The organism is Microbacterium sp. J1-1 (assembly GCF_024498615.1).
Taxonomy (GTDB): domain Bacteria; phylum Actinomycetota; class Actinomycetes; order Actinomycetales; family Microbacteriaceae; genus Microbacterium; species Microbacterium aurugineum.
Map to the genome: position 1 here is coordinate 870,371 of NZ_CP089590.1, position 22,162 is coordinate 892,532.

Here is a 22,162-nt window from a genome sequence, read left to right on the forward strand (position 1 = left end):
CCAGGATGAGGACGATCACTCGGGCGGAGGCGGGGAGGCCGACGCCCGAGAGACCTACTTCAGGGAGGGCTGACACAGGGGGATGTCGGAGAAGACGATCGCACTCGCGCCACGGCGCCGACGTGCACTGGCCGCGACGGTCGACGCAGGAGCCTGGATCGTGGGCATCCTCGCCGCCGTCGTGCTGCGATTCGAGTTCGAGCCGACGCTGGCGGGATGGGCATCCACGGTCGTCCTCGCGTTGACGGCGGCGGCGATCCAGGTGGGCATCGGGTTCTCCCTGCGTTTCTACCTCGGGCGCTTCACCTACGGGTCGTTCGAGGAGGTGCGCAATCTCGCCGCTGCGGTGAGCGTGCTGGCGCTGGTGCTCGCGGTGGTCGTCATCATCCTGGGGCCTTTCATCGGTGTCCCCCGGGGGACCGTCCTGCTCGCCTTCCCCTTCGTGCTCCTGCTGATGTTCGGCGTCCGTTACGCGGCCCGCCTGTTCATCGAACGGTCGCGCAAGCCGGACGACGCCGCGGATCCTGCGGTCGTCATCGGTGCCGGCCACGTCGCCGACACGCTGCTGCACAACGTCACCACCGACCCGTCCTCGCCCATCCGGCCGGTCGGGATCCTCGACGACGATCCGGGCAAACGGCACCTCCGGCTACGGGGCGTACCGGTGCTCGGCCGCACCGATCAGATCGCGGAGATCGCGGCGCGCACGGGAGCGAAGGTCCTCGTCATCGCGATCGGACGCGCGGATGCGGCGCTGCTGCGTCGACTGACGGACGATGCGGAGGCGGCGGGCCTCAGAGTCGTCGTGACACCGACGCTGAGCAGCATGGTGAGCGGCGAGGAATCGCCCGGGGACGTGCGCGACATCAGCATCGAGGACCTGATCGGGCGCCATCCCGTCGACACGAATGTCGAGTTGATCGCCGGGTACATCACAGGGCGCCGCGTTCTGGTCACCGGCGCCGGCGGATCGATCGGCTCGGAGCTGTGCCGCCAACTCGCCAAGTACGGGCCGAGCGAGCTGATGATGCTCGACCGCGACGAGACCGGCCTGCAGATGGCCCAGCTCGGAACGGCGGGCCACGGCCTGCTCGACACCAGAGACGTGGTGCTCGCCGACATCCGCGACAGCACGGCCCTCTTCGAGATCTTCCGCGACCGCCAGCCCGAGGTGATCTTCCACGCCGCCGCGCTCAAGCATCTGCCCATGCTCGAGCAGTATCCGGACGAAGCCTGGAAGACCAACGTCATCGGCACGCTCAACGTGCTCGACGCCGCACGCGAGGCGGGAGTGAGCACCTTCATCAACATCTCGACCGACAAGGCGGCGAACCCGACCAGCGTGCTCGGGCACTCCAAGCGCGTGGCCGAGAAGCTCACCGCGTGGGCCGGCGAGCAGACCGGGATGCGGTACCTCTCGGTGCGGTTCGGCAATGTGATCGGCAGCCGTGGCTCGATGCTGCCCACATTCCGGTCCTTGATCGATGCCGGAGGCCCCGTCACGGTCACCCACCCGGACGTCACGCGCTACTTCATGACGATCCCTGAGGCCTGTCAGCTCGTGATCCAAGCGGGTGGCATCGGACGCCCCGGCGAGGTCCTCATCCTCGACATGGGGGAACCCGTCCGGATCCTCGATGTCGCCAAGCGGATGATCGCGATGTCGGGAAAGGCGATCGAGATCGTGTTCACCGGCCTCCGCCGCGGCGAGAAGCTGCACGAGGAGCTCGTGGGCGTGCGCGAGGATCTCGAGCGCCCCTTCCACGAGAAGGTCGCCCATACGCGTGCGGATGCGGTCGCTCCCGATGACCTCGACAAGGAGGGCTGGCTGAGTCGTATGTCCGCGCAGCCGCGCGACGACGACAGGGTGACCGTGCATCCCGAGAGCCTGGGGAAGGTCCTCGACACATGAGCGATCGCATCCACATGTCGTCGCCCGACGTCGGCGAGGCGGAGGAAGAAGCGGTCCTCGCGGCGCTGCGCTCGGGATGGATCGCCCCGCTGGGTCCCGATGTCGATGCCTTCGAGGTCGAGATGGCCGAACGCGTCGGCGTCGCGCACGGTGTCGCCCTCAGCTCGGGGACGGCGGCGCTCCACCTCGGGCTGCTCGCGCTCGGAGCAGGCCCCGGTGACGTCGTCGTGACCTCGACCATGACCTTCGCCGCGACGACCAACGCGATCGTCTACACGGGCGCGGAGCCGTATTTCATCGACGCGGACCCGGCCACCGGGAACATGGACGTCGCGCTGCTGCGCGAGGCGTTGCGGAGTCTGCACGCCGCGGGTGAACGGGTCGTCGCGATCGTTCCCGTCGACCTGCTGGGCAAGACTGTCGACTACACGGCGATCCTCGAAGCTGCCGACGAGTGCGACGTGCCGGTGCTCGCCGATGCGGCCGAGTCGCTCGGGGCCCGCCATCGGGGCCGTGCGGCGGGGAGTTTCGGTCGTGCGTCGATCGTGTCGTTCAACGGCAACAAGATCATGACCACCTCGGGCGGAGGCATGCTGCTCACCGACGACCCGGCCATCGCCGCCCACACGCGCTACCTCGCCACGCAGGCGCGCCAGCCGGTCGTCCATTACGAGCACACCGACATCGGCTACAACTACCGCATGAGCAATCTGCTCGCGGCCCTCGGACGCGCCCAGTTGCGACGACTGGACGAGATGATCGCCCGCCGCCGTGAGATGCGTGCGCTCTATGCGTCGCTTTTCGCCGAGGTGGACGGCGTCGAGGTCTTCGGAGCGGAGGGAGACGAAGACGACAACGTCTGGCTCACCTCGATCCTCATCGACTCCGCCTCGACGGGGTGGCAGCCGTCGGAGCTCTCCGCGGCACTCGCGGCCGACGACATCGAGAGCCGACCCCTGTGGAAGCCCATGCATCTCCAGCCGGTCTTCGCCGGGGCGAGAGGCGCGATCTCCGGAGCCTCGGAGTCGCTGTTCGCCCGCGGGCTGACGCTGCCGAGCGGCTCGGCCCTGACCTCCGCGCAGCGGACGCGTGTGCTGGACGCGATCCGTCGCTTCGTCGCCGCATGAGCCCTCGCCGACGGCCGTACGACCTGGTGAAGCGCGGACTCGACATCGTCGCCTCCGCGATCGCGCTGGTGGTGCTGTCGCCCGTGATCCTCGTGATCGCGATCCTCGTCGTGCTCCGGCTGGGGCGTCCGGTCGTCTTCGCCCAGCCGCGCCCCGGGCGCGACGGGAGGGTCTTCACGCTGTACAAGTTCCGTTCGATGCGCGCGGTCGATGCGCGCAGCGGACGGGTCAGCGACGCCGACCGGCTCACCCCGTTCGGCGTCCGGCTGCGGGCGACGAGCCTGGACGAGCTTCCGAGCCTGTGGAACGTCCTGCGCGGCGACATGAGCATCGTCGGTCCGCGCCCGCTCCTGGTGGAGTATCTGGATCGGTACACGCCGGAACAGGCCCGTCGGCATGAGGTGCGGCCCGGCATCACCGGGCTCGCCCAGGTGGCCGGACGCAATGCGATCTCCTGGGAGAGTAAGTTCCGGCAGGACGTGCGCTACGTCGATCGACGTAGCCTCGGCCTGGATCTGCGGATCGTCCTCGAGACTGTTCGCTCCGTATTGAAGCGCGACGGGATCTCGGCGAAAGGACACGTGACGATGCCGAAGTTCGGAGACGCGAATGGTTGAGCGGATCATCGTCGTCGGTGCCGGAGGATTCGGGCGCGAGACGCTCGATGTGATCGAAGCGATCAACCGCAGCGGCGCCGCGCCGATGTGGGAGATCGTCGGCGTGGTCGACGATGCTCCGGCCGCCGTGAACCTAGAACGTCTCGGCGCGCGCGGATACGCGCATCTAGGTGGGGTCGACGTGGCAGTGGACCTCTCGGCGACGTCCGCGGTGGCGATCGGCGTCGGTTCCCCCACCACTCGTGCGGTCCTCGCCGCTCGACTGACAAAGGCGGGCGCTCGCCTCGCGACACTTGTTCATCCGTCGGCCGTTGTGGGATCCGCGTGCACGATCGGTGCGGGTTCCATCATCTGCGCGGGGGTGCAGGTGTCGACGAATGTCGGCCTTGGACTTCGGGTCCACCTGAATCCCGGTGCCGTAATCGGCCACGACGCGGTTCTGGCGGACGACGTGTCGGTCAACCCCGGCGGGATCGTGTCGGGGGATGTCAGCGTCGGCCGCGGCTCACTCATCGGCGCAGGAGCCGTGGTCCTGCAAGGACTCACCGTCGGCGAGGAGGTCGTTGTGGGCGCGAGTGCGTGCGTCACAAGAGATGTCCCGTCGGGGCTCCGAGTCAAAGGGGTGCCCGCACGATGACGGGGCGACGATTGGTCTTCATGGTCACCAGCTCGGTGACGGCGACGACCTTTCTGCGGGGATACCTGCGCTTTCTGCGCGAAGCTGGGTGGGACGTGACGCTCGTTTGCGACGATGGCCCCGGAGTTATTGAACTCGCCGGTGCTTCGGGTGTCCGCTACGAACCTCTGCACATGGAACGCGAACCGTCTCCGCTGGAGGATGCCCGATCGCTCGTTCAGTGCGCCAGACTCCTCCGACGGCTGCGACCGGATGTGCTCGTCTACGCCACCCCGAAGGCTTCCCTCATCGGTGCTGTCGCAGGCTGGCTCGTCCGTGTGCCGGGGCGCAACTACGAGCTGTGGGGTTTACGACTGGAGACCTCGGCAGGGTTCTCCCGCCGCCTGTTCGCCTTGCTCGAGCGGCTCACGATGGTGCTTTCCAGTCGAGTCATCGCGAACAGCGCCAGTCTCGCGCAGCGGGTGTCGGCGCTGGGGTTGAACGGGGGCCGTGAAGTATTCGTGCTCGGAGCGGGGTCCTCACACGGTGTCGATACAGAGCGGTATTCAGAGGAGGCGACCATGCCCGACCTGGATGCCGATGTGAAAGCGATGCTTCAGCGCTCACCCGCTCCCATCGTGGGATTCGTGGGTCGGCTCCACCCGGACAAGGGCGTGGACACGCTCATTGACGCTCTCCGAATCTGCTCACAGCGGTCGGTCGCTGCGCAGCTTCTGGTCGTCGGTGCGCAGGAAGGCGTGACTCTCGATACCGGCATCGAAGGGCCCATCCCCATTCCGGTCCACGCCGCAGGCTTCACGCAGGAGGTGCGCCCACTGCTCAGGGCGATGGATATCCTCGTGCTCCCGAGCAGACGTGAGGGATTCCCGAACGTGGTTCTGGAAGCTGGTGCGATGAAGGTACCCGCCATCGTCTCCGATGCCACCGGGTGCGTGGATGCCGTAATCGACGGCGTGACCGGCGTCGTCACGCCGGTCGGCGATGCACACGCGCTCGCCAGTGCTCTGGAGACGCTCCTCACGGATCCGGATCGCCGTGAATCGATGGGCGCGGCAGCTCGGGCGTGGAGCGAGGAAGCCTTCGTCCCGACCGCCGTGTGGCGCCTGCATTCGGATTGCTGGGCAGGCGAAGGAGGCGTTCGATGATCATCGAGGCTATCCGCGGGTTGAACATGGGTGGCGCGGAGACGCTTCTCTTCACACGGCTGCGTCACGCCGTCGAGCACCGTCCACCGGGGTTTGAGCGAACCATTGTGGTTAACACGTTGCGGCACAATGACCATTTCGCTTCGCAGCTGCGCGGCCTCGGTGTTGAGGTGGTGGAGCTGCCCTCCACGCACCCTGTGCGAGGAATGAAGCAGCTGTCCTCGGTCATTGCGGCGCAGGACTCCGTCAGCACGGTCGTGTTCCATTCGCCGGTGACCACCTACCTCGAGAAGACGAGACGAGCCTTGAGACGGTCGGGCTCGCGCGTTCGCCTGATCGACGTCGTACACAGCACCCGCTATCGCGCGCCATATCAGTTGATGGGCGCGGTGCTGGACCGGTTCAGCGATCTCGCCATCGCTGTCGGAACAGACGTCGCGGAGGCACCCACGGCTCGGCACTACCGAGCTGTCAGCACTGTGCTCGCCGGGGTGGATCGAGAACGGATGCGATCCTGGACTCGAGCGTCCCCGGAGGCCCCTTCGCAGATGCGGGGGCAGCTCGGCGTTCCTGACGGGAATCGGCTGGTCGTCGCGGTGGGGAGTCTGATTCCGCTCAAGGGCCACCGACATGTGATCGAGGCGCTGCGATCTCCAGACCTTGCGGAGGTCTCTCTCGCTCTGGTCGGCGAGGGTGCCGAACGGTCCTCGTTGCAAGAGCTCGCCGAAGGGATCGGAGTCTCATCGCGCGTGCACTTCGTCGGACGCGTGGACGACGCGTGGCGTTGGACTGCGATCGCTGACGCGCTGGTACATCCAAGCTACTTTGAGGGCCTCCCCGTCGCAGTGATAGAGGCCGCGGCATTGGGTACGCCGATCGTTGCCACCGATGTCGGCGGTCTCCGTCAGATCGTCGACAGGCCCTCGATGGGACGGCTGGTCGAGGCGCCTGACGCTCGCCTCCTCAGCGCGGCACTGAGCGAAGTGCTCGTGACAGCGCGGCCGGCTGCCCAGGTCTTCGCTGGACGGGCGACGGGGGAGTCGTTCTGGTCGATGGATCGCTACGCGACCGACTTCTATTGTGCCCTGGAGTCTGCGGCCGAGTAGTCCTAGCTCGCCCCGGCGGTCTGCAAAGTTGCGTCGGCCTGGCGAACCGCCCACCACGCGCACATCCAAGTGATGACATCCGCGAGAGCGAGCGCGGAGAAGAGCAGCGTGAGGCTCACAAGCAGGGACAGGCCCGTCGTCAGTGCGATGAACATTGCGAGTGCAAGCAGCGCGACGCGGATGAGTTCCACGATCGAGAGGATGCGTGCCCGCTCAAGGATGCGGAAGACGGCGCGGGTCGGATTCGTCACCATGCGCGTCGCCGACACCACCGCCATCGCTTGCGCGACAGTCGCAGCCGAGGTCCAGTCCGCGCCGAGGAACAGCGGGAGCAGCGGCTGCGCCAGCAAGAGGAGTCCGAGCGCGACGCCAATCGCAGGGATGCAGAGCCAAGCCGAGGTCCGCAGGAAAATCCGATCCTTGTGGGGAGAATCTGATCGAAGCGCGTGCGAGAGCTCGCCGCTGAACACGGACCCGGCCGCCAGGCCGACAAGCGCTAGGGGGACCGCGACGATGCGCTCGGCGATGCCGACATATCCGCCGGCTGTCGCACCGAACGCGAAGAGCGCGAACAGCGCTGGTGCCTGCTGGGAGAGGAGGGTGATGCTCGTCATCGGGGCGAACACGACGGGGAACCGCCAATAGCGCCTTACGGCGTTTCTCATCTCGTCGAGGTGCACCCGGCGAAGGTAGCGCTTCGCGAATGGCAACAGCAGCAGAGCGCCCGCTGAGGTGCCTACGACCGCGCCGCCGACGAGCCCGTTGAACGATGCTGTCTTCGACGTCCCGATGAAAGCCAGCTGCGTGGCGGTGATCGTCAACGACTGCGCGGAGTTCCTGCCCCCGATGCTGGAGTAGCGGCCGCTCCGGACCGCCAATTGGCTGAAAAGCAATGCGGCTCCCGTCACGACGAGAAGGAGCGGTAGCGACCATGTGAGGAACGGCCGAAGAGCGTCCGAGAAGGACTCGACGAGAGGAGTCCATGCGATCACGGCGGCCAGAACCAGCGCGGCACCGAGGAGCGTCGACGATGCCGCCCAGATGAGTGGCGCCACGTCGCGGTCGGCGGGTGGCTGGATGACGGCTTGATCGAACCCCAGCAGTGCGAACGGTGCGATGGCGCCGGCTAGTACGAGGGCGAAGGTGAGCACGCCGAACTGGTCCGGCGTGTAAAAGCGCGACAGCACGGGGAGGGCGAAGAACGTGACGATCTGACCGATGACCGTGCCCAGGACGATCGTGCTGAAACCGCGTCCGGGGCCCTGCCGGACCTGCTTCCCACTGTCGTGGCCATCCCGCATCAGGAATCGGCTCCGCCTTGGATGGACTGCTGAAGAGTGCTGAAGTCGAAGCGGACGGAACGATACGACGCCACGGCTTCGGGCCGGGTCACCTTGTCGATGGCCTCACGCATCGAGTGGTGATCGACGTTGCGGAGGAGCGTGATGTACGCGCAGCGTTCTGCGATCCAGTCGCGATAGGTGCCGGTGATCTTGTGGTTGGCGTTCGGAAGCACCACACAGGGCGTGCCTGTCACCGCGGCGAAAATCATGCCGTGCAGACGATCCGTGACGACGAGTTCCGACCGGCGGTAGTGTTCCATCGTGTCCAGAGGCAGCCGATCGAAAGCCGTCTGATCGACCTCATCGTCCGAGATGCCGTGATCGCGGTCCGTGACGTCACCGAAGCGGGCGACGGCGTCGCGGATGACGTCGTGATCTGCGTCGGAGAGCGCACGCTCGACATCCCTCCGCAGTGCGAGAAGCGCACCTGCTCGGTCGAGTGGTTCCCGATCCTGATAGTCCCCGGTCAACGACAGCACGACGTCCGGTGCGAACCCGACCTTTCCCGGATAGAACGCCCGCATGATGTCGTAGCTCTCGCTTTCGCGGGCGAAGAGCGTGAGCCTGTCGGCGCTCGCGCTGAGTGCGCGTGCTTCTCGCTGGGCGGACTGCTCCTGCTCCGGACGATCCATGTAGATGATCGACTGCGGGAAGGAGACGAGTCGATGAGGCCGCAGATAGCGGGCGACGAATTCGCGGCCGAGCTGGGCTCGCGGATAGAGATCACCCATGCTGCCACCGCCGACGAGGAGCACAATATCGTCGGGCCCGAGTTGGCGCTTGAGTGAGCGCAGCACTTTGTAGGTTTGCGAGATCCGGATGCTCTGCACGTCGTAGCCGGGGTCCAATCTCGACGTGAAGTGTTCCTGTGCGTAGCCGATGGCGAGATCGCCGATGTTCCCGTAGTCGGGTACCAGCATGATGACGGCGTTCGGACGGTCGGCGCTGAGCGTGATCTCCTCGCGGGACATCCAAGTGTGGAACAACTGGTATCCGCGCGCCGCCAGCATCTTGACCTTCATCGTTTTTCTTTCTTCGTCAGGCGGGTGGTGATCGTGTGACGTCGGGCGTAGAGCCACACCCGCAGGGCACTGAGCAGCTGGACGGGCCGAAGCCCCAGGTACGCGGCGAGCGCGAAGAGCCGGCTGCTCGCGGTGCTCTCATTATCGAAGAGCACCTCGCGGCGGAACGCGCGAAGGGGCGCGAGCGCCGGCGTGGGAAGTGCTCTCAGGCTCTGCCATACGGATATCTCGGACAAATAGAAGACGCTCTCCATGAACTGTCGCGCATGAGCCGCCCGCTGCACCCGTGGAGTCATGTCCGACACCGCCCGCGCGGCTTCCGCTGCGAAGGCGAACGTGTCCAGTCGCCGGGCGGTGTGACGCAACGCGGTGATGCTCGTCGCCCGCTGGATGTAGAAGTAGCTCGCGTAAGTTGTGAATGCGATGCGCTCGGACCGGAGGAAGAGGCGGTACGTAGTCGGGAGGTCTTCGTAGAGCGCGCCCACCGGGTAGCGGATGCCTGCGAAGAGCGACGCGCGATACAGCTTGCCCCAAGCGCTGTTGGTGGTGCCGTCGAAACGGAACAGCCTAACGAGTGCGTCGTCGCGAGACTCATACTCCGTCGGCGAGGGAGCGGGACGGCCGTGTCGAGGGTAGGTCTGTCGCGGCTCGGTCGACTGGAAACGCGCGACCGCAATGTCGACTCCCGGGTGGGTGAACTCCGCGACAAGCTTCTCGATGTGGTCGACGGCGACGACGTCATCGCCGTCGATGCAGATTATGTAGTCGCCGGTAGCGAAATCCAGCCCCGAGTTGCGCGCAGCCGACAGGCCGCCATTGCTCTGATGGATCACGTGGACGCGACTGTCGGCAGCGGCGTAGGCGTCGCACAGAAGCTCCGAGCCATCGGTTGACCCATCGTCGATGAGAATGAGCTCGAACTCCGCATGGGTCTGGGCGAGAATCGAATCGACGCACGGAGCGAGGTAAGACGAGACGTTGTAGACGGGCACGATCACGCTGACGCAGGAAGGGCTCGGGGCGGCCATCGTGACGTCCTTCGTGTCTGGGCGCTTAGACGGGACGACCCCGACCCGTCGGCCGCAAGTGAGAGCGAACCGGCCTATCTGAAGGGCGCCAGCTTACGTCAGGACTCTACAGGCTGCGCGAGAACGAGGCCAAGTTGCGCTCGGTGTCCGCCTAGGCGCGCAGAGTGGTGAGATCTCTGCCGACTGGGAGGGAGCGGCCTCGGCGCGCTTTTCGGGGGCTCTTCGCTGGCATTTCGTTGTCGATGATCTGTTTGTGGAGTAGGACGACGAACACGAACAGGAACAGGACGGGAGTGCCGATGAAGATCTGCCCTTTGATGATTCCGATGGCGAATCCGGCGAACAGAGCAAGGAACAGAACGGTGTCGGGTCGTGAGTTCTTTAGGAGGAAATATGCCAGAGTGCCGTATCCGATGACGACGAAGATGAGCCCGCCCATGAAGAGGTCGTTCGTCAATCCGACGTCGGACCGGAACCCTTGGCTTTGGAAAACGTCATCGCCCGTGCCCCAGATGAGGCCGAGATCTTCGGGGAAGACGACTATGTCCTGAAACAGAACGCTGTATGTTCCCTCCACCGAACCATCCGCCACAAGGGCCGTGGTCTCGTCGACGAACCCCTGGAGGAAACGTGCGGTGATCGGGCTGAGCTGGGAGACGACGGTCCACGCGATCGCCAGGAGGCTTCCGAGGACGGCCACGATCGCGAGGGCGGAGCCGACCTTGCGGCCGCGAAGAACCTGGCCGAGCATCATCAGCGCGGTCAGGGCAGCAAAGACGGCGATCCCGGTTCTTCCGTTGAGTAGGATCGCGACGAGGATCAGAGGCACATAGCGCAGTCCACGGAAGCGATAGTTCAAGGCGAAATAGACGGCCACCGCGGCGAGCATGCCGTGATAAATCGGGGTGACGAACGTGAACTCTCCCATTAGTCCATAGATCCGGGAGCTCATCAGATACTCACCTCGGTCACCCGCGGCGAGTTGATAGAGCCAGTTCGAGAGATCCTTGAGCGGGATGAAGACGAAGGAGAGCAGGCCCCAGACACCTTGGAAGGCGGCCAGTTTGTAGATCATCCGGAGGGTGGATTCTCCGCTGAACCCGCGGCTCTTGCAGATGTGGACGATGAAGGCGGCGTGGATCGCCATCAGCAGGAGCACATTGTTCTGGACGATGCGGAGATCAACGAAATCCTCGACCTCGGGATGCGTGGCCAGGTGGACGATCGCGACGAACAGGCTCAAGCCGAACATGACGACAAGAAAACGCTTCAGCGGGGGATATCCCAACAGCCTGAACATGCGCTGCCTGCTCAATGCGGAGTGGAGCATGAGGACGGCGGCGAGCGCGGTCAGAATGAAGAACTTGCTCGCGAAGAACGAGGCGGAGAACGTCGGCGTGTAGATGACGTAGAAGACGTAGACATACAGTCCGATGTTGCGCAGGAAACCGGAGCGCTCTGCGGGTCTGCCATCTGAGGCCACGACGCGCGCTGAGGGCAACACGGTTGTCATGTCTTCCATCGTGCCAAGCCTACTGGGCGGCCCTCCCGCGCTCGGTCCGATCCCCTACGGCGTTGGGCAGGCCGCAGGGGCTTCCATCGTCAACTGCGTCGCCCTCGACATCGGCGTGTGCCAGATCTCAAGGGGGCCGACGCTCGTCGATGCCGGAAGCGCGAACTCGAACTCGATCGTGTGCGAGCTGACCAGGTGGTTCAACACTTCGATCTTCACTGCGGGGCGATCGAGATGTGTGCCGATGCTGATGGGTTTCGCGGGGGCGCCATCGATGGCGATGCTACTGAGAGAGGCACCGACCGGCCCGTAGATGACGACATAGGTGCTCACGTCTTCGGCGGCGTAGTAGGGGCCACGCACGTAGTACGGCAATCGCGCCGCCAGTTCTTCGTCGATCTTCGAGGACAGCACCGCGGTACCTTGAGCGGTGTGTGGCTGTCCCGCTTCGCACCCCTCGAACGACGCCGAGATCGCCAGGTCGAGGTAATAGCTCTTTTTGGAACCCGTGTTGTCGTTCACGTAGACGCCAATGGCTGTCTGCTCGTCGTTCGATGAGGGCAGGGAGCCTGCGAGGCGGCTCCCCGAGATCGCAGCGCTCTCCGCTTCGTCCGATGACCAGTAGAGCAGTCGACCTTCGTCAGCGGCTCTGCTCAGGGCATTGATGAGAGCGACCGGAGAGGGGCTGCCTCCTGTGAGGGCTGTGAAGATCGCATCGGTGGCTGCGGCGAAGAACGCGTTCTGCGAGTACCCGTCTTTGTAGTTGAAGTAGACACCGTTCAGCAGGATCGGGGAGGTATTTTCTGCCGTGAGCACCTCTCCGGTGGGCAGTGGTACTTCTCCCGTCGCTGCAAGGATGTACGAGAGCGCCACGGGGTCGAGCGACACCACGGCGTCATACGGCTCGCCGATCGTGTTCTGCCAATGAGCCTCCAGGATCTCGGTCGCTCGGGGGAAGTCCGGGACCATCGTCAGGTCTGGGGTCCAGCGGCCGATCTTGTCGCCGTAGATGGCAATTTCCTCGTCGGTGAGCTGCGTGACCGGCTGATCCAGACCGTTGGGGAATTCCGCCGTGTCCGCGTATCGAACGATGCTGATGGAGCCCGCCTCGGCACGCAACAGCATCATCACAGCCGGGTTTCCGCCGAGGCTCCGCGCTTCCGAGTTCCCCTGGAACATGACCAGGTAGTTGCGAGGTCCGTCGGACCCGAGCGCACGCGGGAGCAGAGCGAGCGTGTCGGCGATCGGAGTCATGGTCGACTGCAGTTGCGAGGCTTCGTCGGCGAACGACTCGACTCCTGAGCGGACAGGACCGATCAGCGCATCTCGATCGACGGCTCCGAGGTCGGTGACGACCGAGTCGACGGTCGCCGAGAGATCAGCTGTCGTACTCTTCAGGTCGTCGAGTGCGTCCAGATTGAACCTGCCCTGTCGCGGAGCGAGGGCTGCGAGATCGAGCCCCTGGATCGACCCTGCGACGGAGTTGACCAGGCGGTCGGTGAGCTCGGAGACGATGCGGACGGCCCGCACGTTCTCGCCGACACCGAAGGGAATGGCTTCTGCGATGCTCCATGCCATGCCGCCGGTCTCGTCGACGGCTGCCCCCGTCGATTCGAGCGCCGAGTCAGCGCTCACGCTCGCAGCCTCGACGTCCATGGCGAGCAGAGATGACTTCGCTTCCTGTGCCGCGGTCATCGCCGTGCTGAGGCTGCTCCGGGCACTCTGTGCCTGGGTGTAGACCTGCAGTGCGACCCACGCCGCTCCGCCGATCGTGGCGAGCACGACGACCACGAGCGTCAGCCAGATCCATCTGCGTCGTCGCCGACGTGGCGTGCTGTCGGGCTGAGGCGATTCGGGAGTGGTCTCGGTTGCACGAGACTCGCGTGCGGCCTTTCGAGAAGCGGGGGGCTGGTGCGAGCTCATGTAACTTATCCAATCATCTGCGCATGGCACCATGTCGCGCAGCGCCGCAAGGCAATCTGTGAGAGGTGACGAGCGAGCGGGCGCTCCCGAAGTGCAAGAATGTGGGGGAATGCGATCGGTGGCGTGTCGCGTCTAGAAAGGTGACATGGGGCGTCCGGACGAGTTGCAAGCTGTGCCACTTCGGCTACCAGAGGCTACGCTGCTGGCACATGCGCTGGGAGCAAGGGTCGCCGAGCAGGTATCCACTCGAGTCCTCTCTATAAAGGGCCCCGCCGCGGATCACCATGCACTCCGTGAACCACGCCTGTCCGCGGATGCGGACCTTCTCGTGGACCCACGCGGGTTCGGCGAGTTCTGTGCGGCGCTGGAGTCGAACGGCTGGCACGAACGGGTGGCGAGGTCGACGCCGACGATACTCGAACCGCATTCCCGAACCTACATTCATCCGAAATGGCCGTGCGATATCGATGTCCACGAGAGGTTCCCCGGGTTTTTCGCCGACCCGGCAGACGTGTTCGATGAACTGTGGAACCGTCGCGAGGCGCTCTACGTGGGAGGCGTCGCGCTGACAATCCCCGCACTCGTGCCATCGATGATGATCGGCGCTCTTCATGCCTTGCGCAACATGTCCGTCGCCCGGCATCGGACGGAGTGGGAATCGATCATCGAGATGCTGCAGGGCCGTCTCGGCGACGGCGACCGCGAGGACTTTCTGCGACTCGCCGAAGTGGGACGGTCCCGATGGGTGCTTCGCGAGGCGATCGAGATCATGGGGTTCGGGCCTGTCGAGAATGACCTCTCGATGAGCGAGGCGGAGAGTTGGTCCTCGAACCTGCGCTTCGGCGCGGATGGAGGTGCGGCCGGATGGCTCATCGCCCTTCGGCGCGGACCGATCAGAGAACGTGCCCGTACTCTCATTCGTGCGGTGTGGGTACCGAAGGAGCTCGTGCCCCGAAATGACAAGTCGGTGCCGCCGTCGACGCGTCAGATGATGCGCTACCAGATCGAGCGCTGGCGTCGGGGACTGCGCGCCACCTTCAACTACGTGCGCAATCCGAGGCGCTGAAGGCCCGTCGGCAATCGATAGGCTACGACCATGCCGGCTGTCCACGAACGCCCGCTCGGCGGGGCGCTCACCGAGATCAGGAACGACGTGTGGGTCCTGCGCGCGGGGGCGATCGCGGAGGCGGGCGGGTCGGTCACGCTGCTGCTGGCTGTCGACGGGCTGAACCTCGAGACGATCGTGCCAGGGCTCGATGCAGCCCCCGGGTATATGAGCACTCGGTTTGTCGGTATCGATGCCACCGGACTGGTCATCCCTATTCACGACCCGCAGGCCGAGCATGCACCACCCTCCTCGAAACGGCCCAACCCGCCGGCGACACTGCGAGCGGGACATCTCGTTGTCATCAGCCGTGCAGTCGCGGCCGAAGCGCAGGCGTCGCCCCTCGGTCTCGAGGACATCCTGCGTGCCCTCGTGAGTGCCAGTGTCGGCTTGGGCAACATGTCTCGACCTCTGGGGCGTATTGCTGAAGTCGTCTCAGAGTGCCACGTGGCGCATCTCGGTGTCGCCTCTACGGTCACCGTGGATGAGTTGATGTCGATGGCACGGGGCCGCGTTTCGGAGACCGGCCTCGTCGTCGACGAGTCGCCGTTGAGTTCGAAGGCGCGCCATCGGAGCGAGCATGAGCCAGCCGAAGGATCGACGCCAGCGAGACCGCTCTACTTCCGAGGGCCTGCCCTTGATGAGATCGAGCTGTCGGACGGGAGTTCGGCCGTGCTCCAGGGGGCTGTTACGACGCCTCTTCTTCACGTGTTGAGCGCAGGCGTCGCTCGAGCGTGGAACGGCGCTGATGGGGTCGAACGAACGCGGCTGGGGGGTCCCGATTCGGTGGTCAATACCTTGCGCGAGCTCGGGCTGCTCGACTCCCTGCCATCGTGGCGCATCGCTGACGATGTCGCGTGGGTGGGAGATGACGCCCGCACGACGGTGCTGAGCCCCGACGGTGTTTCCCCGTTGGCCCTGGCCGGTTCGTCGCACGTCGTGTGGTCGATTCTCGTCGACCTTCGCGCAGTGAGACAGGATGTACTCGTCGATTCCTGCGCTCGAGTCTTCGAGGCTGACGCTCGCGAGATCGAAGGTCCGATCGAAGCGCTCCTCTACGATCTGTGGACTCGAGGGCTGCTCGTGCGGATCTGAACGGGCACTTCTCGTCGACCCGCCTACGGCCCGCCCCATCGACCGACCGGCCACAGGATGGCTCCGGCCTGACCGAACACGTCGTCGCGCGTCATCCAGCGCCAGCAGTTCTCGTCCGGATCCGCAGTACCGCGGCAGAGATACGCGGAGTCGGCCGAGTTCGCCCGGTTGTCGCCGAGCATGAGGTACGAGTCCTCTGGAACGGTGGTCCGTTCGAAGCAGCGGGTCGACATCGGCTCGCTGTGGCAGTCGAGTGACCCGGCGGCGAAGGGAGGATCCTTGACGACGTACGGCTCATCGAGCGGCTCCCCGTCGATCAGCACCCGGCCCTGGGCATCGCAGCACTCCGCGGTCTGGCCAGGGCCGGCGATCACTCGCTTCACCAGCACAGACGGCCGGATTCCTGTGGTCTCGCCGACCCAGTGGAGCGCCTGCGACAACCAGTTCCCGCCGACCTCGGCGGGCTTCTCGCCCCAGGCCTCACCGGGGCGGAACACGACGATGTCGCCCGGTGCGGGGGCTGCGTTGATGTAGGCGAGGCGGTTGACGATGAGGCGGTCGCCCGGCTCAAGCGTTGGCGACATGGATCCGGACGACGGCTGGCCGATGAAGGCGACGACGATGCCGGTCAGTGCGAGCGCGAGCACGATGTTGACCCAGATGTTCCCGAGGACTCGCCGGCGCGGTCTCGGTGCATCGGTCGTCATCATCTGCTCTCCGGCTCGCGCGTCACGGTGTCGACACAATACTGTCAGTGAATGGCCCACTATTCCGATGAGGTCGGTCCCCGCCTGCTCGAGTCCGCATCAGTGTCGCCGGCGCAGCGTCTGATCATCCCCGACATCCTCCGTGGCGTGGCGATAGTCGCGATGCTGATCGCGCATGCGAACCCGTTCCTCCCCGAGCTGGCGTGGGCCGCGAAGTTCTTGACAGCGAACCTCAGTGATCTGGCATCGCCGCTGTTCGCACTGGTGATGGGCATGGCGGCAGAGCTCGTCTGGCGCCGTGGCGGGCGGGTTGGCCCGACACTTCTGCAACAGACGGTCCGGGGGCTGTTCCTCATCGCGCTCGGCGTCTGGATGGTGACCTGGAACTCGTGGGTCGATGTGATCCTGGCATATCTCGGCGTGACCATAATCCTCGGGGCCCCGATCCTCCTTGCACGAACTCCTGTGGTGATCGCCGTGACGGCGATCCTCGTATCCATCAGCCAGCCACTAGTGGGCTTCGCCAGGACGTGGACGTGGGTGTACACGGCACCCGCTCCCGTCGGTGACATCATCGAGTGGTTCCTGCTCGGATCGCACTACCGGGTGGTTGGTCTCTTGCCCATGTTCCTTGTCGGGGCGCTCCTGATCCGGCACGGCCTGCAGCGTGACCGGCTGCTTCTGGCGCTGGCCATCGCGGCGCCGCTCGGGTACTTGGCGTGGGGCATCAGTCAGCGGCTTGGCGACGTGCAGTCCGGGGATTACCTCGACACCCTGAAGGATTTCGCGCTCGTGTTCGCGGTGTACGTGATCGTGGTCCTCGCGGCGACCGTTCGTGGCGACGGTGCTCGGCGTTTCTGGACACGACTGTTCGTGCCGCTGATCGCCTGCGGTCAGGTCGCGCTGTCGCTGTATCTCCTCCACGTCGGGCTCATCGCCCTGTGGAGCGGAGATCACGGGCGGCCCGTCGACAACTTCTGGCCGGGCTGGCTGATGATCGTGCCCGGGATGATCCTGGCCGGATGGCTCTGGTGGAGGTTCATCGGCACCGGCCCGGTCGAATGGGTCATGGGGTGGCTCACCGGCCGCCGCAAGCCGCTCCTCCGGGCGCGCGACCGGTCAGCCTGACCCGCGGCCGCCAGGCGCACGAAAGGGCGCCACGACCGGCGTGGCGCCCTTCCTTGCGGCGTGCGGCTCAGAGGAGCGTGATACCGACGTTCTCGGCGGTCGCGTTGTTGCCGGTCACCGTGTCGCCGGACACGGTGGCGGTCATGGTCTGCTGCGGGCCCCCCAGGAGCGTGGTGAGGAGGCTGAGGTCGAGCAGCGTGTCGAGCGTCGTGCCGAGGTTGATGACGATGTTGCCGCCCGACGGGATCGACGGGAGCGTCAGGGTGTAGTTTCCGTCGGAGCCGGCGACGGTCACCCCGGCGACCGGACCGATGTTCAGGGTGAGCAGCGACGGCGTGTACTGGATCACGGCTGTGGCTCCGGCCGTGGACGCATCCGGGCCGTTGTTCGTGATCGTCAGCGTGTTGACCGTGTTGACAGTCGCGACCGGGATGCCGAGCGCGGTGAGGTTCAGCGCGATGGGGCCGCTGAGCGCCGGGACGAGATCGTTGTCCGCGACGGAGGCGGCGGCGAGCGGCGTGGCGACGGCGGCCGCGATGACGGGTACCGACCATGCCGCGCCCTTGACGAGCGTGCGGCGCGAGACGCCCTTGTTCTTCTGGATTTCCTCGGTCACGTGAGTGCCCTCCCTGTTCGATGCAGATGCGGTTTCCCGCGGTGTCGTGACGAGGCGACACGATCGTCTGCATCCCCCAGGAGCCCCGTCGTGGACCTCAAGCTAGGGCGGTGGAGAGCGGAGCGAAGGGGGTTTCGGCGAACTTCGCGCACCGTGCGCGCAACCTGCGCGACGTGTGCTTTTCGACTGCGCGGAGCTATGCCCGGCGCGTGGCTCGAAGCGCCCGCGGAGTCGCCTGGTACGCCTCGTCGAGCGCTCGCCGCATGCTCATCGGCGAGTGGAATCCGGCGCGCTGCGCGATCTGATCGATGCTCAGGACGTCGTAGCGGCTGTCCACCAGCAAGGAGTGCGCGAGACGAGCGCGCTGCCGGCGGATCTCGGCCGCGACGCTGTTCCCGGACTCCGAGAACACGAGCTGGAGCTGCCGGAGTGACGACTGCACCTCGTGCGCGACCTGGGCCGGATTGAGCGCAGGATCACCGCACTGCTGAGCGATCACCGCGATCGCCCTCTCGCGCAGCACGGCATGCGGCGAACCTTGGCCGCTCACACCGCCGATCCGATCCAGGAGCACGGCGCCGCTCATCTCCATCACGAGTTGCTCGATGGCGTACTGCTCGATCGCGGATGCCTTGTCGTCCGTGTCCAGGAGGCAGTCGATGAACTGCTGCATCGACGTGTCCAGCAGCCGGCGTTCGGTGTACAAGGTGGCGTCGGGTGGCAGCGAAGGCACGAAGGACGCGACCGCCGACCGGGGCACGAGTGCCGCGACGAACCGCCAGGCGCCCGCCCAGCGCAGGCGGCGAGTGATGCCCTGTGCGGCGACGACCAGACCGCCTGCCGTCTCCACCCAGGGTTCGCCGTCGAGTCGCGACCAGAGCGCGTGTGCCTGGACGAAAGCGAAGACCGCGTGGTCGGGGTACGCGGACACGGTGTCGACGTGGAGCTCGGAGGTCCCGCCGTTCGTGCTGAGCAGGATGATCTCGCCGGAGGTGCGCTCCCGGGAACGCAGACCCGGCCGGTCTCCGATCCGCCGCACCCCGTGCGCAGCGAGCGCTCGATCGTCGATGACCTGAGCGGAAGAGCGTGTCACGAGACGTCCCTCCTCGGGGTGTCAGCGTGTGGCAGCAGCGACTCTGTGATGGTGGTGTTCCTACGCCGCCGACCACCTCGTCGTGCGACGGATTCCTTTCCAGCGCGTCGATACAGTGGTGAATTGAATACAGGTTCAATCATCATCGGCCTCCTGTCAACACGGACTGCGAATTCGTGTGGCGAGACGACACGAAGCTCGTCTGCATCCCCCAGGAGCCTCACCTTGCGAGCCACCGTAGAGGCCTCGCTGCAGCTTGTACGGCGAATGGAGCAAAAGCGCGCACTGCGCGTTATTCCTGCGCGTTCTGTGCTTTTTCGAGACCGGATGTGGCGAGACGACTCACGGGCGAGATCGTGGATAGGCTGGCGGTCATGCCCGATCGCTTCCTCGTCACTGCGGTCGGCGTCGTCGTCGAGATCGACGTCTCCCGACGCTCCGCGGACTTCCGTGCCGTGGCCTTCGATGCCTGGGCTGACGCGCGGTATGACGGGCAGGACGCCCCCGCTGCCACTGCCGTCGTCCCCGCGGGCAGCGGCGACCCCGAAGCGCTGTCCGCGCTCTCGACCGAGGTGACGATGAAAGCCCTGGCGCACCGTCGGCGCGATCACGTCTGGATGCTGCACGCCGCCGGGCTCGCTGCGCGTGATGGTCGGGTCGTCGTGCTCAGCGCAGCATCGGGGACCGGAAAGACGACGGCTGCCCGCCATCTGGCACGGCGCTATGCGTACGTCAGTGACGAGACCATCGGCATCGACGATGCCGGCCGTGTCGTCCCCTACCGGAAGCCGCTATCGATCATCGAGCGTCGCGACGCTCCCAAGGCTCAGATCGCGCTCTCGAGCACGGACCGGGGCCGGGCGCTGCCCGACGACCTCCGCGTGGCGAAGATCGTCGTCATCGATCGCTCGGACGACGGACCCGAAGAGCCCGAGGTGGACCCTCTCGATATCTCGGAAGCACTGGCTCTGTTGGGGCCGCAGACCAGCTATCTCGCCGACGGCCCGGCGCCGCTCCGACGGATCGCCGCGCTGCTCGCGGCGACCGGTGGTGCCGTGCGCGTGCGCTACCGCGAGGTCGACCGCATCGATGCGGTCATCGACGACCTCATGCTGACTCCATCGCGGCCCGTCGATGCTGTCACCGAAGAAACGACATCGCCGGTCATCGGGGCCCCGGAGCCCGGCGGTCTCGTGCGTGCGGAGACCGTCGACGCGCTCGCCCTGGACGGTCGGACGGTGCTGCTGCGACGAACGCCGACCGGGGGGCAGGTCCACGTGCTCGACGGCATCGGACCGGACATCTGGGCGGCCGCGGACGGACGGCCGCTCGAAGGCATCGTGCGCGCCGTCGTGGCTGCGCACGGGGAGCCCGCGGGCGAGAACGCGCACACGATCGTGGAGCGCGCGGTGCAACGACTGCTCACCGACGGGGTGCTCAGAGCGGTCGACGCACCGCGGCTCTGAAGGTGGATCCGTTCCGGGGCCGGATCAGTCCCCGGACCCCCGGCGGCGCACACCGGGTTCGGGGGTCGCGACGGCCTCCGCCCCCCTGGTGTCGTCGTCGCGGCCGTAGCGCTCGTACGCGCCGTAGTACTCGCGGCCGTAGTATGCGGACTCCGCTCCCTTGCGCGGCACCTTGTTCAGCACCACGCCCAGCACCCGGCCCGTGGTGCGGGTGATGTTGGCGATCGCGCGCTGCAACATGTCGAAGGTGGTCTTGCCGGACGACACGACGACCAACACACCATCGGCGCCGGCCGCCAGCACCGCCGCATCCGTCACCGGGAGCACGGGTGGGGAGTCGAGGATGACGATCGCGGTCTTGCTGATCTCGGCGAGGAAGTCGCGCATGCGGTGGGAGCCGAGCAGCTCGCTGGGGTTCGGGGGTACCCGCCCGGCTCCGACGACCGCGAGGGGCATGTCGCGGCTCGGTCGGTGGGCGACGTCCTGCAGCTCCGCGCGTCCCGCGAGGATGTCGGTGAGGCCGAGGTCGGGGGACATCCCGAAGATGTCGGCGATGACGGGCCTGCGGAGGTCGCAGTCGATGAGGATGGCCCACTCACCGGCGGCGGCCATGCTCGAGGCGAGGTTGACGGCGACCGTCGACTTGCCGTCTCCGGGCACCGAGCTGGTGACCACGATCACCCGCGGGGGGTTGTCGACGTCGATGAACTGCAGATTCGTGCGCAGCTCGCGCATCGACTCGATCGTGTGGTGCGAGACCCCGTGCTGGGCGTCCAGGGAGAAATCGATCACCTGGCGTTCGTCCGACATCGTCTTCTCGAGCGGAAGCGTTCCGATCACCGACACCCCGGTCTCGCGTTCGATGTCGCGCGGGTGCCGCACGCGGCGATCGACCGTGTGCCGGATGAAGGCGTAGATGAGGCCGGCGGCGAGTCCGACGAACGCGCCGATGATCACGGTCAGCCGGGTGTTCGGGGACGACGGAGCGGTGGGCAGGCGCGCCGAGTCGCCCACGATGAGCGTGACCGCCGCCGGTGTGGACGCCGTCCCGCCCTCGAGCGTCTCGATCTCCGCAGCCATGCCGCGCATCCAGGCCTCGGCGAGAGCTTGCGCCTCCTCCGGAGTCGGGCCGGTCGCGGTGACCATCAGTGCCGTGGTGTCGAGCGGGTTGGTGACCGAGACCCGGTCCACGAGCTCTTCCGGCGATTCTTCGAGCGAGAGCTCCTCGATCGCGTGCTCCGCGACGGCCCGCCAGGAACCCAGGTTGAGGTAGGACTTCACCCTGCTCTGCGCGAGCTGGTTGCCCACGAGCGCCGCGCCGCTGGTGCCGTCGCCGCCGACCGACGTGACGATGCCGGTCGTGTCGGCGGAGTACACCTTCGGTTGCAGGGCACTCCAGCCGAAGGCCGCTCCGGCTCCGACGATGGTCGCGATCAGGATCACGATCCAGTGGGCGCGCAGAATCCGGATGTAGTCGCTCAGTTCCAACTCTTGATCCCCTCACACATCCCGTGGGGAAGGCGGGATGCACACATGAGAAAGAGCATACGGGGCCGCACGGTCCCGTGCGGAGGGCACG

General features: G+C 66.2%; 19 protein-coding genes. 10 read left to right on the forward strand and 9 right to left on the reverse strand.

The genetic code is table 11. The annotated features are described in order from the left end of the window. The first annotated feature begins 82 nt into the window (after positions 1-82). Genes LRQ07_RS04150 through LRQ07_RS04175 form a run of 6 tightly spaced genes read left to right on the forward strand, consistent with a single transcriptional unit; the run spans position 83 to position 6,544 of the window. The gene (locus LRQ07_RS04150; RefSeq protein WP_256535913.1) at positions 83-1,912 is read left to right on the forward strand and encodes a polysaccharide biosynthesis protein; all 1,830 of its coding nucleotides are present in this window, start codon (positions 83-85) and stop codon (positions 1,910-1,912) included. Continuing rightward, positions 1,909-3,039, forward strand: a complete 1,131-nt coding sequence (locus LRQ07_RS04155; RefSeq protein ID WP_256535914.1) for a DegT/DnrJ/EryC1/StrS family aminotransferase — start codon at positions 1,909-1,911, stop codon at positions 3,037-3,039. The genes LRQ07_RS04150 and LRQ07_RS04155 overlap by 4 nt, the downstream gene beginning before the upstream one ends. Beyond that, entirely contained in the window at positions 3,036-3,656 is a 621-nt protein-coding gene (locus LRQ07_RS04160; protein ID WP_256535915.1) for a sugar transferase, read from the forward strand. Before LRQ07_RS04155 ends, LRQ07_RS04160 begins: the two co-directional genes overlap by 4 nt. Next, on the forward strand, positions 3,649-4,293 hold the full coding sequence (locus LRQ07_RS04165; RefSeq protein ID WP_256535917.1) for a NeuD/PglB/VioB family sugar acetyltransferase: 645 nt from the start codon (positions 3,649-3,651) through the stop codon (positions 4,291-4,293). Before LRQ07_RS04160 ends, LRQ07_RS04165 begins: the two co-directional genes overlap by 8 nt. Before the next feature lie 20 nt (positions 4,294-4,313). Continuing rightward, positions 4,314-5,438, forward strand: coding sequence for a glycosyltransferase family 4 protein (locus LRQ07_RS04170; protein WP_256535918.1), 1,125 nt, complete (start codon positions 4,314-4,316; stop codon positions 5,436-5,438). Beyond that, a complete protein-coding gene (locus LRQ07_RS04175) occupies positions 5,435-6,544 on the forward strand; it encodes a glycosyltransferase (protein WP_256535919.1) in 1,110 nt (369 codons plus the stop codon). The genes LRQ07_RS04170 and LRQ07_RS04175 overlap by 4 nt, the downstream gene beginning before the upstream one ends. 2 nt (positions 6,545-6,546) lie before the next feature. On the opposite strand, the gene LRQ07_RS04180 is transcribed toward LRQ07_RS04175, so the two are convergent. The 5 genes from LRQ07_RS04180 to LRQ07_RS04200 all read right to left on the reverse strand — a co-directional run bounded on the left by LRQ07_RS04180 (position 6,547) and on the right by LRQ07_RS04200 (position 13,373). After that, positions 6,547-7,845 (reverse strand): lipopolysaccharide biosynthesis protein, encoded by a 1,299-nt coding sequence (locus tag LRQ07_RS04180; protein WP_256535920.1) that lies wholly within the window; start codon positions 7,843-7,845, stop codon positions 6,547-6,549. Beyond that, positions 7,845-8,966, reverse strand: coding sequence for a polysaccharide pyruvyl transferase family protein (locus tag LRQ07_RS04185; RefSeq protein WP_256535921.1), 1,122 nt, complete (start codon positions 8,964-8,966; stop codon positions 7,845-7,847). Before LRQ07_RS04185 ends, LRQ07_RS04180 begins: the two co-directional genes overlap by 1 nt. Further along, on the reverse strand, positions 8,906-9,937 hold the full coding sequence (locus tag LRQ07_RS04190; RefSeq protein WP_256535922.1) for a glycosyltransferase family 2 protein: 1,032 nt from the start codon (positions 9,935-9,937) through the stop codon (positions 8,906-8,908). The genes LRQ07_RS04185 and LRQ07_RS04190 overlap by 61 nt, the downstream gene beginning before the upstream one ends. A 151-nt stretch (positions 9,938-10,088) precedes the next feature. After that, a complete protein-coding gene (locus tag LRQ07_RS04195; protein WP_256535923.1) occupies positions 10,089-11,459 on the reverse strand; it encodes a hypothetical protein in 1,371 nt (456 codons plus the stop codon). Positions 11,460-11,504: 45 nt separating this feature from the next. After that, positions 11,505-13,373: a DUF4012 domain-containing protein gene (locus LRQ07_RS04200; RefSeq protein WP_256535924.1), complete on the reverse strand. Its 1,869-nt coding sequence runs from the start codon at positions 13,371-13,373 to the stop codon at positions 11,505-11,507. Positions 13,374-13,518: 145 nt separating this feature from the next. Here LRQ07_RS04200 and LRQ07_RS04205 point away from each other — a divergent pair, with 145 nt between their 5' ends. Together LRQ07_RS04205 and LRQ07_RS04210 are read left to right on the forward strand one after the other, a co-directional pair. After that, positions 13,519-14,439 (forward strand): nucleotidyltransferase family protein, encoded by a 921-nt coding sequence (locus tag LRQ07_RS04205; RefSeq protein WP_256535925.1) that lies wholly within the window; start codon positions 13,519-13,521, stop codon positions 14,437-14,439. A gap of 30 nt (positions 14,440-14,469) precedes the next feature. Then, the gene (locus LRQ07_RS04210; protein WP_256535926.1) at positions 14,470-15,573 is read left to right on the forward strand and encodes a hypothetical protein; all 1,104 of its coding nucleotides are present in this window, start codon (positions 14,470-14,472) and stop codon (positions 15,571-15,573) included. A gap of 23 nt (positions 15,574-15,596) precedes the next feature. On the opposite strand, the gene lepB is transcribed toward LRQ07_RS04210, so the two are convergent. Then, a complete protein-coding gene (gene lepB, locus LRQ07_RS04215; RefSeq protein WP_256535927.1) occupies positions 15,597-16,283 on the reverse strand; it encodes a signal peptidase I in 687 nt (228 codons plus the stop codon). A 48-nt stretch (positions 16,284-16,331) separates the two neighbouring features. Here lepB and LRQ07_RS04220 point away from each other — a divergent pair, with 48 nt between their 5' ends. Then, positions 16,332-17,408 (forward strand): heparan-alpha-glucosaminide N-acetyltransferase domain-containing protein, encoded by a 1,077-nt coding sequence (locus LRQ07_RS04220; RefSeq protein WP_256535928.1) that lies wholly within the window; start codon positions 16,332-16,334, stop codon positions 17,406-17,408. 67 nt (positions 17,409-17,475) lie between these two features. Here the strand turns inward: LRQ07_RS04220 and LRQ07_RS04225 are convergent, their stop codons facing one another. Both LRQ07_RS04225 and LRQ07_RS04230 read right to left on the reverse strand, forming a co-directional pair. After that, entirely contained in the window at positions 17,476-18,024 is a 549-nt protein-coding gene (locus LRQ07_RS04225) for a hypothetical protein (RefSeq protein WP_256535929.1), read from the reverse strand. 196 nt (positions 18,025-18,220) lie between these two features. After that, entirely contained in the window at positions 18,221-19,117 is an 897-nt protein-coding gene (locus LRQ07_RS04230) for an AraC family transcriptional regulator (RefSeq protein WP_256535930.1), read from the reverse strand. Positions 19,118-19,491: 374 nt separating this feature from the next. On the opposite strand from LRQ07_RS04230, the gene LRQ07_RS04235 reads away from it, so the two are divergent. After that, entirely contained in the window at positions 19,492-20,583 is a 1,092-nt protein-coding gene (locus LRQ07_RS04235) for a hypothetical protein (protein ID WP_256535931.1), read from the forward strand. A 24-nt stretch (positions 20,584-20,607) separates the two neighbouring features. Here LRQ07_RS04235 and LRQ07_RS04240 read toward each other — a convergent pair whose 3' ends face one another. After that, positions 20,608-22,071 carry a polysaccharide biosynthesis tyrosine autokinase gene (locus LRQ07_RS04240; protein ID WP_256535932.1) on the reverse strand — a complete coding sequence of 488 codons (1,464 nt, stop codon included), beginning with the start codon at positions 22,069-22,071 and terminating at the stop codon, positions 20,608-20,610. Positions 22,072-22,162 lie beyond the last annotated feature (91 nt).